General features: G+C 65.1%; 11 protein-coding genes and 1 tRNA gene. 5 read left to right on the forward strand and 7 right to left on the reverse strand.

All coding sequences use genetic code 11. From position 1 onward, the window contains the following. Positions 1 to 151: 151 nt before the first annotated feature. Positions 152 to 1,399 (forward strand): glutamate-5-semialdehyde dehydrogenase, encoded by a 1,248-nt coding sequence (locus A7D16_RS13305; RefSeq protein ID WP_064633417.1) that lies wholly within the window; start codon positions 152 to 154, stop codon positions 1,397 to 1,399. A gap of 70 nt (positions 1,400 to 1,469) precedes the next feature. Here the strand turns inward: A7D16_RS13305 and A7D16_RS13310 are convergent, their stop codons facing one another. Continuing rightward, positions 1,470 to 1,970, reverse strand: a complete 501-nt coding sequence (locus tag A7D16_RS13310; RefSeq protein ID WP_239687003.1) for a hypothetical protein — start codon at positions 1,968 to 1,970, stop codon at positions 1,470 to 1,472. A 271-nt stretch (positions 1,971 to 2,241) separates the two neighbouring features. Here A7D16_RS13310 and A7D16_RS23155 point away from each other — a divergent pair, with 271 nt between their 5' ends. Both A7D16_RS23155 and A7D16_RS13315 read left to right on the forward strand, forming a co-directional pair. Continuing rightward, positions 2,242 to 2,478, forward strand: coding sequence for a hypothetical protein (locus tag A7D16_RS23155; RefSeq protein WP_147308429.1), 237 nt, complete (start codon positions 2,242 to 2,244; stop codon positions 2,476 to 2,478). Between the two features lie 66 nt (positions 2,479 to 2,544). Next, positions 2,545 to 4,458, forward strand: a complete 1,914-nt coding sequence (locus A7D16_RS13315; RefSeq protein WP_064633419.1) for a CocE/NonD family hydrolase — start codon at positions 2,545 to 2,547, stop codon at positions 4,456 to 4,458. Here the strand turns inward: A7D16_RS13315 and A7D16_RS13320 are convergent. The 5 genes from A7D16_RS13320 to A7D16_RS13340 all read right to left on the reverse strand — a co-directional run bounded on the left by A7D16_RS13320 (position 4,439) and on the right by A7D16_RS13340 (position 8,912). Next, a complete protein-coding gene (locus A7D16_RS13320) occupies positions 4,439 to 5,665 on the reverse strand; it encodes a CynX/NimT family MFS transporter (RefSeq protein ID WP_064633421.1) in 1,227 nt (408 codons plus the stop codon). The two genes, A7D16_RS13315 and A7D16_RS13320, sit on opposite strands and share 20 nt — an antisense overlap. A gap of 123 nt (positions 5,666 to 5,788) precedes the next feature. Further along, positions 5,789 to 5,865, reverse strand: a tRNA-Pro gene (locus A7D16_RS13325). 59 nt (positions 5,866 to 5,924) lie between these two features. After that, complete coding sequence (gene cydX / locus A7D16_RS13330; protein WP_064633622.1) at positions 5,925 to 6,035, reverse strand: cytochrome bd-I oxidase subunit CydX; 111 nt, start codon at positions 6,033 to 6,035, stop codon at positions 5,925 to 5,927. An 86-nt stretch (positions 6,036 to 6,121) separates the two neighbouring features. Further along, positions 6,122 to 7,273 (reverse strand): cytochrome d ubiquinol oxidase subunit II, encoded by a 1,152-nt coding sequence (cydB, locus tag A7D16_RS13335; RefSeq protein ID WP_064633423.1) that lies wholly within the window; start codon positions 7,271 to 7,273, stop codon positions 6,122 to 6,124. 16 nt (positions 7,274 to 7,289) lie between these two features. Then, positions 7,290 to 8,912 carry a cytochrome ubiquinol oxidase subunit I gene (locus A7D16_RS13340; protein ID WP_064633425.1) on the reverse strand — a complete coding sequence of 541 codons (1,623 nt, stop codon included), beginning with the start codon at positions 8,910 to 8,912 and terminating at the stop codon, positions 7,290 to 7,292. Positions 8,913 to 9,063: 151 nt separating this feature from the next. Between A7D16_RS13340 and cydD the strand changes: the two genes are divergently transcribed. After that, the gene (gene cydD / locus A7D16_RS13345; RefSeq protein WP_064633428.1) at positions 9,064 to 10,800 is read left to right on the forward strand and encodes a thiol reductant ABC exporter subunit CydD; all 1,737 of its coding nucleotides are present in this window, start codon (positions 9,064 to 9,066) and stop codon (positions 10,798 to 10,800) included. Next, positions 10,797 to 12,482 (forward strand): thiol reductant ABC exporter subunit CydC, encoded by a 1,686-nt coding sequence (gene cydC / locus A7D16_RS13350; RefSeq protein ID WP_064633430.1) that lies wholly within the window; start codon positions 10,797 to 10,799, stop codon positions 12,480 to 12,482. Before cydD ends, cydC begins: the two co-directional genes overlap by 4 nt. A 64-nt stretch (positions 12,483 to 12,546) precedes the next feature. Here the strand turns inward: cydC and A7D16_RS13355 are convergent, their stop codons facing one another. Next, entirely contained in the window at positions 12,547 to 13,170 is a 624-nt protein-coding gene (locus tag A7D16_RS13355; protein ID WP_064633434.1) for a DUF1294 domain-containing protein, read from the reverse strand. Positions 13,171 to 13,253 lie beyond the last annotated feature (83 nt).

A 13,253-nucleotide genomic window follows, 5' to 3' on the forward strand; every position in this document is an offset into this window, starting at 1 on the left:
TCGCGGCGGTATCGGCGCGCGCTCCACCACGCGTTGGTCCATCAGTACGCACGGCCGCACAGCATCAATCGTTGCAAGCGCGACCGCTTTGGCTCTCTGCCGCGCTTTGCGCTACTTTCTGCTGCATTCTTGCCCGCCGAACGCTTCCACCATGTCCGATATCAAAACGCTGGCCCTGCAGTGCCGTGATGCCGCGCAAGTGCTCTCGCAACTTTCCGCGCAAGCCAAGCAGGACCTGCTCGAGGCGATGGCTGCCGCGCTGGATGCCGATTCGGCGTTGATCCTTGCCGCAAACGCACGCGATCTTGAAGCTGCCCGCGCCAAGGGCACCGGCACGGCCATGTTCGACCGGCTGGCACTGGACCACACCCGCCTGGCCGGTATCGCTGCCGCCTTGCGCGAAGTGGCGCAGCTGCCGGACCCGGTGGGTCAGGTCACCCGCGACGACATCCGCCCCAACGGCATCCGCGTGCAGAAGGTGCGCGTGCCGCTGGGCGTGATTGCGATGATTTACGAAGCGCGCCCCAACGTGACCGCCGATGCGGCGGCCCTGTGCATCAAGGCCGGCAATGGCGTGATCCTGCGCGGCGGCTCGGAGGCGATCCATTCCAACACCGCCATTGCCCGTGCACTGCAGCGCGCCTTGCGCGAGGCCAACGTGCCGGAAGCGGCGCTGACGCTGGTGGAGGATCTGCGCCGCGAAACCATGCTGGAGCTGTTGCAGCTCAGCGACATCGTCGATCTGGCGATTCCGCGTGGTGGCGAAGGCTTGATCCGCTTCGTGGCCGAACACGCGCGCGTGCCGGTGATCAAGCACTACAAGGGCGTGTGCCATCTGTTTGTGGATGCATCGGCCGACGTCGAACTGGCGGTGCGTTTGCTGGTCGATGGCAAGACCAGCCGACCGTCGGCCTGCAATTCGCTGGAGACCTTGCTTGTGCATGCAGACATCGCCGAGCGTTTTCTGCCGGCCGCTGCGCAAGCGCTGCGCGAGCGCAAGGTGGAGCTGCGTGGCGATGCGGCAACGCGTGCGCTGCTGCCCGATGTCGCGCCTGCCAGCGATGACGACTATGCCGCCGAATTCCTCGATCTGATCCTGGCGATCCGCGTGGTGCCGGATCTGGACACCGCGCTGGCGCATATCCGCCAATACGGCTCGGACCACACCGAAGTGATCGCCACGCAGAGCACCGCCAATGCCGAACACTTCGTGCAATCGCTGCGCTCGGCCGTGGTGATGGTCAACGCGTCCTCGCGGTTTTCCGACGGCGGCGAGCTTGGGCTAGGCGCCGAAATCGGCATCTCCACTACGCGTCTGCATTCCTATGGCCCGATGGGCCTGGAAGCGCTCACGGTGGAGCGCTTTGTTGTGCGTGGAGAGGGGCAGGTGCGCCACTGAAATGGCATGCGTTGCCGGTGCAGTCGTGTGGCGCTGTGCAGTGCAGCGCCACTTGCCGACATCGACTCGATCATGTGGCCTTCTTTTCTCCTCCAAGCACCGTGCTTATCCAATCATCGCTTGTTGGGGTAACGAAGCCAGTTCCTGACAGCCACACCTGTTTCCCGGCGCGGTCCCACTTTTCCATCTTTTCTTTGAATTGGGTGGGATAGTCGTTTGCCCTGCAGGCGATATTGCACCAGGGGTCGCAGACATAGATGTCCGCGTCCCAATCTGTCATGTCTGCAGGCAAGGTGCCTGCGCCTGGCACTGGGCCGACGATCGCGGCGGTGTGCGCTGTTCCATTGAAGAAGGCAAGGCGTGCGATCTGGTTGTGATCTTGCTGCAAATAGTGGACGGCCAGGGTCGCCAGTTCACCGCAGTTGTGCGCGTTTCCATCCATGGCCGCCGACACCACATCCTCTTCCAGGTCATCCACCTGCTGTCGCATCCGGTCGATCTCTGCAGTCGCCATGTGGATTCGAACGGCCTCCTCGAAGCCAGTGTTTTTGTTTTTGTTGCTCGATTTCAAGCGGGGCGCTTTGTAGTACTGGGCCCTGACGGACCGCATGACCTCGCTGACAGCCCTGAGGCTCGGCGAGAGCGGGAGCTGTCGTAAAGACGATCTGCTCGCACTCCTGCTAGGGCTCACGCTGCTCAGTCCTGCCAGCACGCCACTTGTCTGGTCGGGGCTGTTGACATGCTGCTGCTGCGTGTTACCCGCTGGCGGCTGCTGGGCCGGAGAACTTTCGGTATATGTGAGTCTTCCCGAATTGACACGATCGACGGAACCGCAAAGACCCATGAATGAGCACCTGATTGTTGAAGGCCGCTTCATCATGTGCAAGAACATCACTTTCGAAAAATGGAAGCGCGAAGCGACTGACTTATGCGCGAATCGTGGGCATCAGCATCGCCTCCAGCACGCGATGCGCGACCAATGGAATACTGAGCGATACATGGACTCTGGTGGTTCAGATGCCTGGACGGCGCCTTGCGATCAGTCTCCGTGTTCCCAACCCGGCAACCACGACCTTTGACACTCCCCCCGCAGGCCGCCGACTGCCTACAGTCGACGACTGCCCCCGCACGTTTCGGAGTCGTCGATGCGCCATTTTGCCGCCTGCCTGCTTGCCACCGCCATTGTTGCCGCCACCGGTAGCGCACTGGCGCAAACCTCGCCGATGACGCCGGATATCACCGGCAAGCCGTTCGTGGCAGGCGACGCCGCCAACGACTACATCAAGCGCGAAGTGATGATCCCGATGCGCGATGGGGTCAAGTTGCATACGGTGATCGTGCTGCCCAAGGGCGCCAAGCACGCGCCAATCGTGCTCACGCGCACGCCGTACGATGCCAGCGGCCGCACCGAACGGCTCGCCTCGCCGCATATGAAAGACCTGCTGTCTGCCGGCGACGACGTGTTCGTGGAAGGCGGCTACATCCGCGTATTTCAGGATGTACGCGGCAAGTACGGCTCGGAAGGCGATTACGTGATGACCCGGCCGCTGCGTGGGGCGCTCAACCCCAGCGAGGTCGACCACGCCACCGATGCCTGGGACACCATCGATTGGCTGGTGAAGAACCTTAAGGAATCCAACGGCAAGGTCGGCATGATCGGCTCGTCCTACGAAGGCTTTACCGTGGTGATGGCACTGACCAACCCGCACCCCGCATTGAAGGTAGCCGCGCCGGAGAGCCCGATGGTCGATGGCTGGATGGGCGACGACTGGTTCAATTACGGTGCGTTCCGTCAGGTCAATTTCGACTACTTCACCGGCCAGCTCAGCAAGCGCGGCAAGGGCAGCGGCATCGCACGTCAGGGGCACGACGATTACAGCAATTTCCTGCGGGCCGGCTCGGCCGGCGAGTTCGCAAAGGCCGCCGGTCTGGAGCAACTGCCGTGGTGGCACAAGCTCACCGAACACGCCGCCTACGACAGCTTCTGGCAGGAGCAGGCGCTGGACAAGGTGATGGCGCGCACGCCGCTGAAGGTGCCCACGATGTGGCTGCAAGGCCTGTGGGATCAGGAAGACATGTGGGGCGCCATCCATAGCTATGCGGCAATGGAACCGCGCGACAAGGGCAACACGCTCAACTATCTGGTGATGGGCCCGTGGCGGCACAGCCAGGTCAACAGCGAGGCCAGTTCGCTGGGCGCATTGAATTTCGATGGCGATACCGCGCGCCAGTTCCGGCGCGATGTGCTGCGCCCGTTCTTCGATCAATACCTGGTCGATGGCGCGCCCAAGGCGAGCACGCCGCCGGTGTTTATCTACAACACCGGCGAGAACCATTGGGACCGCCTGCAGGCCTGGCCGCGCAGCTGCGACAAGGGGTGCGCTTCCACCAGCAAGCCGCTGTATCTGCAGGCCGGTGGCAAGCTGTCGTTCCAGCAGCCGGCTGCCGGGCAGGTGGGCGTTGAGGAATACGTGTCCGACCCGGCCAAGCCGGTGCCGTTCGTGCCGCGCCCGGTGGATTTTGCCGACCGCAGCATGTGGACCACCTGGCTGGTACACGACCAGCGTTTTGTCGACGGCCGCCCGGATGTGCTGACCTTCGTCACCGAGCCGCTGACCGAACCGCTGCAGATCGCCGGCGCACCGGAAGTACATCTGCAGGCGTCCACCAGCGGCAGCGACAGCGATTGGGTGGTGAAGCTGATCGACGTGTATCCGGACGAGATGGCATCGGACCCGAAGATGGGCGGCTATGAGTTGCCGGTGTCGCTGGCGATCTTCCGCGGCCGCTACCGCGAGAGTTTCAGCGCGCCCAAGCCATTGGCGTCCAATCAACCGCTGGCGTTCCAGTTCGGCTTGCCGACCGCCAACCACACGTTCCAGCCGGGCCATCGGGTGATGGTGCAGGTGCAATCCAGCCTGTTCCCGCTGTACGACCGCAACCCGCAGACCTACGTGCCCAATATCTTCTTCGCCAAGCCCGGCGATTATCAAAAGGCCACGCAGCGGGTGTACGTGAGCCCGGAGCAGCCCAGTTACATCAGTCTGCCGGTACGTTGACCACGCGGGCGCCGCGTGCCGGCGGCGCCCACACGTCTTCCAGCAACTGCGGGCGGCAGACCACCCAGGCGGCGGCCAGCTGCACCAGGATGCAGATGACCAGGAACACGAACGGGGAGGTCCAGCCGCCGCTATGTGCGTGCAGCCAGCCGAACAGGAACGGTCCCAGGCAGCTCACCGCATAGCCCACGCCTTGCGAGAAACCGGACAGCGCTGCCGAACCGGCTGCAGTGCGGCTGCGCTGGTTCACCAGCACCAGCGCCAGCGGAAACGTGCTCGGCCCCAGGCCGAGCAGGGTCACCCACAGGATCGGTGCGGCCAGCGGCGCCCACCACAGCCCGGCGAATGCCACCAGATGACAGGCCGCGCACAGCAGCACGATCGGGAACGGGTTGCGCATGCGCACTGCCAGTGCCGGCATCGTCAGCGCCCCCACCATGCCCAGCGCCGCGAACAACGCCACCATGGTGCCGCCGAATGCGGGCGATGCGCCGGCTTCGCGCAGCAGTGTCGGCAGCCAGGTGAACATCGAATAGGTCACCAGCGAGGTCATGCCGAAGGTGATCGCCATGCTCCAGCCCAGTGCGGTCCGTGCAACGCGGCCTTCGGCTTCGGGCGTCGGCGTGACCGGTGCCGGGCCGGTGGCGCGGATGCGGCGGTGGTTGGTGTGCACCAGTGCCCAGGCCGCCAAGGCCAGCAGCGCCGGCAGCACCCACACCACCATCGAGCTGCGCCACCCCAATGCATCGGCCACCGGCACTGCCAGCAGCGCCGGCAACAGCGTGCCCACCTGCAGGACGGTGATGTACAGCGTGCTGACGCGGCCCACGCGGTCGCCGAAGTAGCGCTTCACCAGCGGCGGCAACACCACGTTGCCCATGCCCATGCCGGCCAGCGCCACCAGCGAGCCGACCAGCAGCCCGGCGGTGCCCGGCAACAGCGGGCGCAACACCAGGCCAAGCGTGGCCAACGCCATCGACAACAGCGCCACGCGCAGCAAGCCGAAGCGGCGCAGCAATGCCGGCGTGGCCACGCCGGTGAGTGCGAACGCTGCAGTTGGCAACATGCCGAGCGCACCCATCGTGGGCGCGCCGAAGGCGTACTCGTCGGCGATGCGTTCCAGCAGCGGCGTCAACGACGTCACCGCGGTGCGCAGGTTGAAGGCGGAGAGCAAAATCGCAGCCAGCACCAGACCGCGACCACGCAACTGGGCGGACGGAGAAGACGCGGCAGTGACAACAGACATGACAGACCATCCGCGCCGCGCACGTGTGTGCGGCGACGCCTGAAAACACAAAACCGGCACGAGGCCGGTTTTGTGTTTTGAAACTGGTCGGGGAGACAGGATTCGAACCTGCGACCTCTACGTCCCGAACGTAGCGCTCTACCAGACTGAGCTACACCCCGAAGGAGCCGCGTATGTTACATAGGGAATGCCGAATCGGCAAGCATCTGTTGAAATTATTTTACTGCGGCGGTTCGTCGCGCTCGGGCTCGCGCGCTTCGAACCACATGCCGTTGAGCACTGCAGCCAGTGCGGCCAGGCCGGTGCCCAGGATCCATGCGAAATACCACATCGGTGTGCTCCTCAAATCGTTGAACAAGGTCAGGGTGAAGCGCTGCGGCAACGCCATTGCATGCGTTGCCGTTGCGGCCGCTGCGCTCAGTAGGCGTTGGGATTGGCAGTGACCTCATCGTCGCTGACCTTGCCCCTGAGCACGCGATAGACCCAGCTGGTGTACGCCAGCACGATGGGCATGAACACGGCGGTGGCCAACAACATGATCCACAAGGTGAGACGGCTGCTGGAGGCATCCCACAGGGTCAGGCTCATGCTCGGTGCAGTGGAGGAGGGCAGCAGGAACGGGAACAACGCAAAGCCCACGGTGAACACGATGCCGACGATGGCGCTGCCGGAGGCAATGAAGGCCAGGCCGCCACGTCGCACGCGTAACAACACCGCGCTCATCGCAAGCCCGATCAGGCCCACCAGCGGCGCAATCAGCGTGGCCGGCATGCTGTTGTAGTTGTGCAACCAGCCGCCGGCAGCGGTGAGTGCGGCGGTCTTGCCGAGCGGGTTGGTTGCCGCATCGCTCGCCAGTACCGAGGTCACCGCATAGCCGGGCAGGCCAAGCGTTACCCATGCACCGCCCGCGGCAAACAACGCCACCGCACACACCGCGGCGATGCTGCCAAAACGCGCCGCGCGCTCGGCCACCGGACCATCGGTCCTGAGCACCAGCATCGCGGCGCCATGTGCGAGCAACATCGCCACGCTCAGCAAACCGGCGAGCAAGGCAAATGGTGTCAGCAGCCCGAACAGGTTGCCGGTGTAGAACGTGCGCATGCTGTCGTCGAAGTGGAACGGCACACCGAGCAGCACGTTGCCGACCGCCACGCCCATGATCAGCGCCGGAATGAAACCACCGACGAACAGCGCCCAGTCCCAATTGCTGCGCCAGCGCGGGCTCACCAGTTTGCCGCGGAACTTGAAGCCCACCGGGCGCAGGATCAGCGCGAACAAAATCAGGAACATCGCCAGATAGAACCCGGAGAAGCTCACCGCATATAACGGCGGGAATGCGGCGAAGATCGCGCCGCCGCCCAGGATCAACCACACCTGGTTGCCTTCCCAGACCGGGCCGACGGTGTTGATCACCAGCCGGCGCTCGGCATCGGTGTTGGCCACGAACGGCAGCAATGTGCCCACGCCCAGATCGAAGCCGCCCATCACCGCGTAGCCAGACAGCAGCACGCCGAGCAGCAGCCACCAGATCACGCGCAGGGTGGTGTAATCGAGCAATACGAAATCCATGATGTCTCTCCTTCGCTTACGGTGCGCTGCCGGCCACGGCACCCGAACTCAACGGTGCGTGACTCGACGGGGCGGGCGCTTGTGAGGTGCTGGGCGACGTGCTGGGTGGGGTTGGCGGGAACAACGCCTCCGGGCCCTTGTTGATGGTCTTCAGCGACAACTTGATCGCGATCACCAGCAGCGTCGTGTACAGCGCGGTGAAGCCCACCAGCGTCAGCACGATCTCGTACAGATCCAGGCCGGAGGCGGCGTAGAAGGTGGGCAACACGCCTTCCACCGCCCACGGCTGGCGGCCGTATTCGGCCACGAACCACCCGCATTCGATCGCAATCCACGGCAGCGGCAGCGTCCACAGTGCCAAGGTCAGGAACCAGCGTTTTTCCTGGAAGTTGTGCTTGCATGCAAACCAGAAGGCAACGGCGAAGAACACGATGAGATAGATGCCGATGGCGGCCATGATGCGGAAGGTCCAGAACAACGGCAGCACACGCGGCACCGTGTCCATCGCGGCCTGGGCGATCTGCTCCGGCGTGGCGTTGCCGATGTCGTCGCGGTAGCGCTTGAGCAGCAGGCCGTGGCCCAGATCCTGCCAATGCGCATCGAAGACCTTGCGCGCTTCGGTATCGTCTTTGTCGGCGCGAATGCGTTGCAGTGCGCCGTAGGCGATCTGGCCACCGCGGATGCGGTGTTCGGCACGGCCCACCAATTCGAGAATCCCTGGAATCGGCTCATCCAGCGAACGGGTGGCGATCAGGCCCATCAGGTACGGAATCTTGATGGCGTAGTCATTGCGATGGGTGGTCTGGTTGGGAATGCCGAACGCGGTGAAGTCGGCCGGTGCGGCTTCGGTCTCCCACATGGCTTCGATTGCCGCCAGCTTCATCTTCTGGTGTTCGTTGGCGGCGTAGCCGCTCTCGTCGCCCAGCACCACCACCGACAGCGACGACAATAGACCGAACGCGGCGGCCACCGCGAACGAGCGCCGCGCCATCTCCACATGCTTGCCGCGCAGCAGGTAGCACGCGCTGATCGACATCACGAACACCGCGCCCAGCACGTAGCCGGCGCTGACGGTGTGCACGAACTTGGCCTGTGCCACCGGGTTGAACAGCACCGCCACGAAATCCACCACTTCCATGCGCATGGTGTCCGGGTTGAACACCGCGCCGGCCGGGTTCTGCATCCAGCCGTTGGCGATCAGGATCCATAGCGCCGAGAAGTTGCTGCCCAGCGCCACCAGCCAGGTGGTGACCAGGTGCTGCACCTTGCTCAGGCGGTTCCAGCCAAGGAAAAACAGGCCCAGGAACGTGGCTTCCAGAAAGAACGCCATCAGCCCTTCGATCGCCAGCGGCGCGCCGAAAATGTCGCCTACGTAATGGCTGTAGTACGACCAGTTCATGCCGAACTCGAACTCCATCACGATGCCGGTGCCGACACCCATGGCGAAGTTGATGCCGAACAGCACGCCCCAGAACATGGTCATGCGCCGCCAGATCTGCTTGCCGGTCATGACGTAGACGCTTTCCATGATGCCGAGCAGGAACGACAGGCCCATGGTCAGCGGTGGAAAGATGAAGTGGTACATCGCGGTGACTGCGAACTGCAGCCGCGACAGGTCGACAACTGTCGAGTCGATCATGGCGGGTGGGCCTGGTTGAGTGTCGGTAAGGAACGTGGCGATCATCTGCCGTTGCCGCGCCGCGCGCGTTGATCCAAATCAATGCGGCCCTGAACGGGTGCGTCACACTGTCCATCCCCCACCGCGAGGCGACGACTTACAATCGCCTGTAATGCGCAGCCTCCAAAAGAGCGACGTGAGCCAGCCCAACGTGCAAGCCAGCGAAACGCCCGCCGAGCGCCGTCAACGCAGCCAATGGCTGGATGCGCTTGCCGCACCGGCCACGCGTGCGCGGCGGCTTGCGGGCGTGGCGGTGGCGTTATCGGGGGTGTTGCTGCTCGTGCAATCGGCGGCGATTGCCTGGCTGGTGGAGGCAGTACTGGTGCAGCACCTGGCAGTGGCGCAGTTGCGTCACGTGGGCGTGGGGCTGCTGATCGCACTGCTGGGGCGGGCGATGCTCAATGCCTGGGCGCAAGCACTGACCGGTGAAGTGGCCGATGTGGCCAGGCGCGCAGTGCGCGCACGCATCGCACGACGGCTGGTGCAGCACGGGCCGTTATGGCTGCGCCGGCAACGCAGCGGCGAGCTGGGCGAACTGAGCCTGGCGCACACCGACGCGCTGGAAGGCTATTTCGTCGGCTATCAGCTCGCACGTACCGAAATGCTGTTGGTGCCGCCACTGATCCTGTTCGCGGTATTTTCGGTCGATTGGGTGGTCGGGCTGGTGTTGTTGCTGACCGCACCGCTCATTCCGTTCTTCATGATGCTGGTGGGGTGGGGCGCCGAGGCCGCAGGCCGCGAACAATTGGGCGAGCTGGCACGCATGGGCGGGCATTTTGCCGACCGCCTCAAAGGCCTGGGCCTGCTCCGCGTATACGGCCGCGGCCAGGCCGAATTGCAGGGCATTGCCGCCGCCGCCGAAGGCGTGCGCGAGCGCTCGCTGAAGGTTTTGCGCATCGCGTTCCTCTCGTCGACCGTGCTGGAATTCTTCGCCTCGGTGAGCGTGGCGATCGTGGCGCTGTACTTCGGCCTGAGTTACCTGGGCATGCTCAATGTGCATGGTTTGCCGTCACTGGGTGCGGGCATGTTCTGCCTGCTGTTGGCACCGGAATTCTTCGCGCCGCTGCGGCGCCTGGCCGCGCATTACCACGACCGCGCAAACGCCCTGGCTGCGGTGGCCGAGGCCGAGCGGCTGCTGCAAGGTTTCGAGCCACCTGCCGCTGCGCCCGCCGCTGCGCCCCCTTCGCGCGCGCTGGAACCGGCACAAGCGCACGCGCCCCTGCTACAGGCGCGTGGACTGGCACTGCGTCCTGCCGGCGCGCCGCAGGTGGTGGTGGAGAATTTTGCGGTGACGCTGGAGCCCGGGCAGCGCGTTGCAGTGATCGGCGCCAGCGGCAGTGGCAAGAGCACGCTGCTGGAAGGGCTGGCCGGTTGGCTCGCACCGGAGACGGGCAGTGTGGTGCTGCGCCCGGGGGCGCGCATCGGCTATGCCACGCAGCGGCCGTACCTGTTTCACGGCAGCATTGCCGACAACCTGCGCCTGGCCGACCCGCAGGCCAGCGACGCGCGCCTGCACGCGGTGGCCGAGGCGGCGCAGGTGCTGCGCTTTGCCGCGCAGCTGCCGGCTGGGCTGGACACGGTGATCGGCGAGCGCGGATTTGGCCTCTCCGGTGGCGAAGCGCGCCGTGTGGCCCTGGCGCGGCTGTTGTTGCGCCAGCCGGACCTGTTGCTGCTGGACGAGCCCACTGCCTTTCTCGACCCGGACACCGAAGCGGACTTGCTGCGCACGCTAGGCGTGTTCGCACGCGGACGCGCGGTGATGCTGGCCACCCACAGTGCTGCGGTGATGCGTTGGGCCGACACGGTGATCGATCTGCGCGGCGCGACCGTGACGGCGGGCATGCCATGAACGACGCACGCCACGATCGTCTGCGCGATGTGTTTCGTCGGCATGCCTGGCGGCTGCTGTTGTCGGCGGTGTTGGTGCTGCTCACCATGCTGGCGGGCGTCGGCCTGCTGGGGCTGTCCGGCAGCTTTCTGACCGCAGCGGCCCTGGCAGGCGTGGCCGGCATGGGCACCGGCTTCAATTTCTTCTCGCCGTCGGCCGGCATCCGCGCCCTGACCTTCGCGCGTATCGCCTCGCGCTACGGCGAAAAATTGATCGGGCACGATGCCACCCTGCGCATTGCCCGCGATCTGCGGGTGTGGTTCTTCCGGCGCGCCTTGCCGCTGGCGCCGGGGCGATTGTCGGCCACCCGGACCGGCGACCTGCTGGCGCGGTTGATGTCCGATATCGCCGAGGTGGATGGCCTCAGTGTGCGCGCGTTGGCACCGCTGTCCGCCTTGCTCGGCATCTGGCTGGCCGGTGTCGCCGCCGCTGCACTGATCTATCTGCCCGCTGCGTGGTTGTTGCTGGTGCTCGGCGTGCTGATCGGCGGGTTGGTGCCGTGGCAGGTGGCACGCGGCGGCGCGCAGCGCGAACAGTTGCGCGCGCAGCAACGCACCGCACTGCGCACACAGGCGTTCGAAGGCCTGGAAGGCGCGGCCGATCTTGCTGCGGTGGATGCGCAAGGCGCCTGGTTGCAGCAGATCGACGTTGCCGCCGCTGCAGTAGTCGACGGCGATCGCATCCAGCGCAGACGGCTGATCGCCGGCAACCTGCTGCATGCGGTGTGTGGCGGAATGGGGCTGGCCGGCATGCTGTGGCTCGCCCTCGGTGCTGCCGAGCGCGGGCTGATCGCCGCCGAGCTGGCGGCAGGCCTTGTGTTCCTGACCATGGCACTGCTGGAGGTCTGGGCCGGTGCCGGGCTGGCACTGCAGTGGCTGCAAAGCGCACGCGTTGCGGCCAGGCGCCTGCAGGCCATCGTCGACCAAGCGCCGTCGGTCAGCGATCCGGCGCGCGCGATCGATGTGCCGCGCACTGGCACGCTGCAATTGCAGCAGGTGTCGTTTGCCTGGCCCGGTAGCGTGCGCCCGGTGCTGCATGCGCTCGATCTGACAGTGGTGCCGGGCGAGCGCATCGCCATCAGCGGCGACAGCGGCAGCGGCAAAAGTACGCTGTCTGCGCTGTTGCTGCGGCTGTGGGACCCGCAAGCCGGGCAGGTGAGCTACGCGGGTACCGACCTGCGCAACGTCGCGCAGACCCAGTGGCATCAGCGCATCGCCTGGCTGCCGCAGAACGCGCCGGTGTTCGCCGGCAGCGTGCGCGAGAACCTCATCATCGGCGATGCCGCTGCCGACGATGCCGCACTGTGGCAGGTGCTGGAACAGGTGCGGCTAAGCGCATGGGCCAGCACACACGAAGGCCTGGATACCTGGGTTGGCGAAAACGGCGCCACGCTGTCTGCCGGCCAGGCGCGCCGCCTCGCACTCGCACGCGCGTTGTTGCGTAATGCCCCGATTTTGCTGCTCGATGAGCCCACCGACGGCCTGGACGTGGACACCGCCCACGCGCTGCTGCTGGACCTTGCCGCCGCACTCGGCGAACGCAGCCTGGTGCTGATCACCCACGACGCGCTACCGCCCGGCGTGGTGCAGCGGCATTACCGGATGCGTGCGGGGAGCTTGGAATTACCGAATCAGAATGCGTAGCGAACCCCTGCGTCCATTCGAGGCGCGCCCGAAAAAATCGTGCCGAATGCTTGGCGGCGCGTTGTCAGCGCTCCCAATCGAATAACACCGGGAGCCAGGCCATCACATCGGTTTCGGTTACCGCCAGCACCAACGCACTGACATTCAGCACGACCGTGATCCAGAACGTCATTTGAAACGCAGCCTTGCTGCATTTGTGGCGGAAGATTTCCTGTGCCAGCAACGCACCCGGCCAGCCACCGAGCAGACCCAAAAGATGCAGGCGGGCTTCCGGTGTGCGCCGTTGATCGCGTTGCGCGGCCGACTTGTCCATCGCATAGATCAGCAGCGTGACCAGGCTGGCCGCCGCGTACCAGAGCGGCACGATAACCGGTACCACGTGCAGTACAGTGGCGGCCGCCAACGCCAGCATCGACAACGCAGCCAGCGTTTTGCGCGGCAACCCGCTGCGACGCTGCTCGGTTCTGGCGGCCGTGGTGCGGTCTGCCCACCGCACTTGGGTTGCGTTCAGACGTTTTTGTGCATCGCGCTCGGTCGCGTAAGTGATGATCTCGCCTTCGCGCGGGCGCCGTGCCTGCTGCGCAAACGCGCTGATGTGCACGAACGCGCGGTCGCCGCCGCCATTGGGCGTGACGAAGCCAAAGCCCTTGTGATCATTCCAGTCGCTGAGACGTCCCTGATAGCGCATTCGCATTCTTCTGGTAAATGGTGCGGGTAGTTGATGTGGCTACACGTGCAGATGGTCGATGGCAGCAGCTCGCAAGCCGGCTG

This window comes from Xanthomonas nasturtii (assembly GCF_001660815.1).
Taxonomy (GTDB): Bacteria; Pseudomonadota; Gammaproteobacteria; order Xanthomonadales; family Xanthomonadaceae; genus Xanthomonas; species Xanthomonas nasturtii.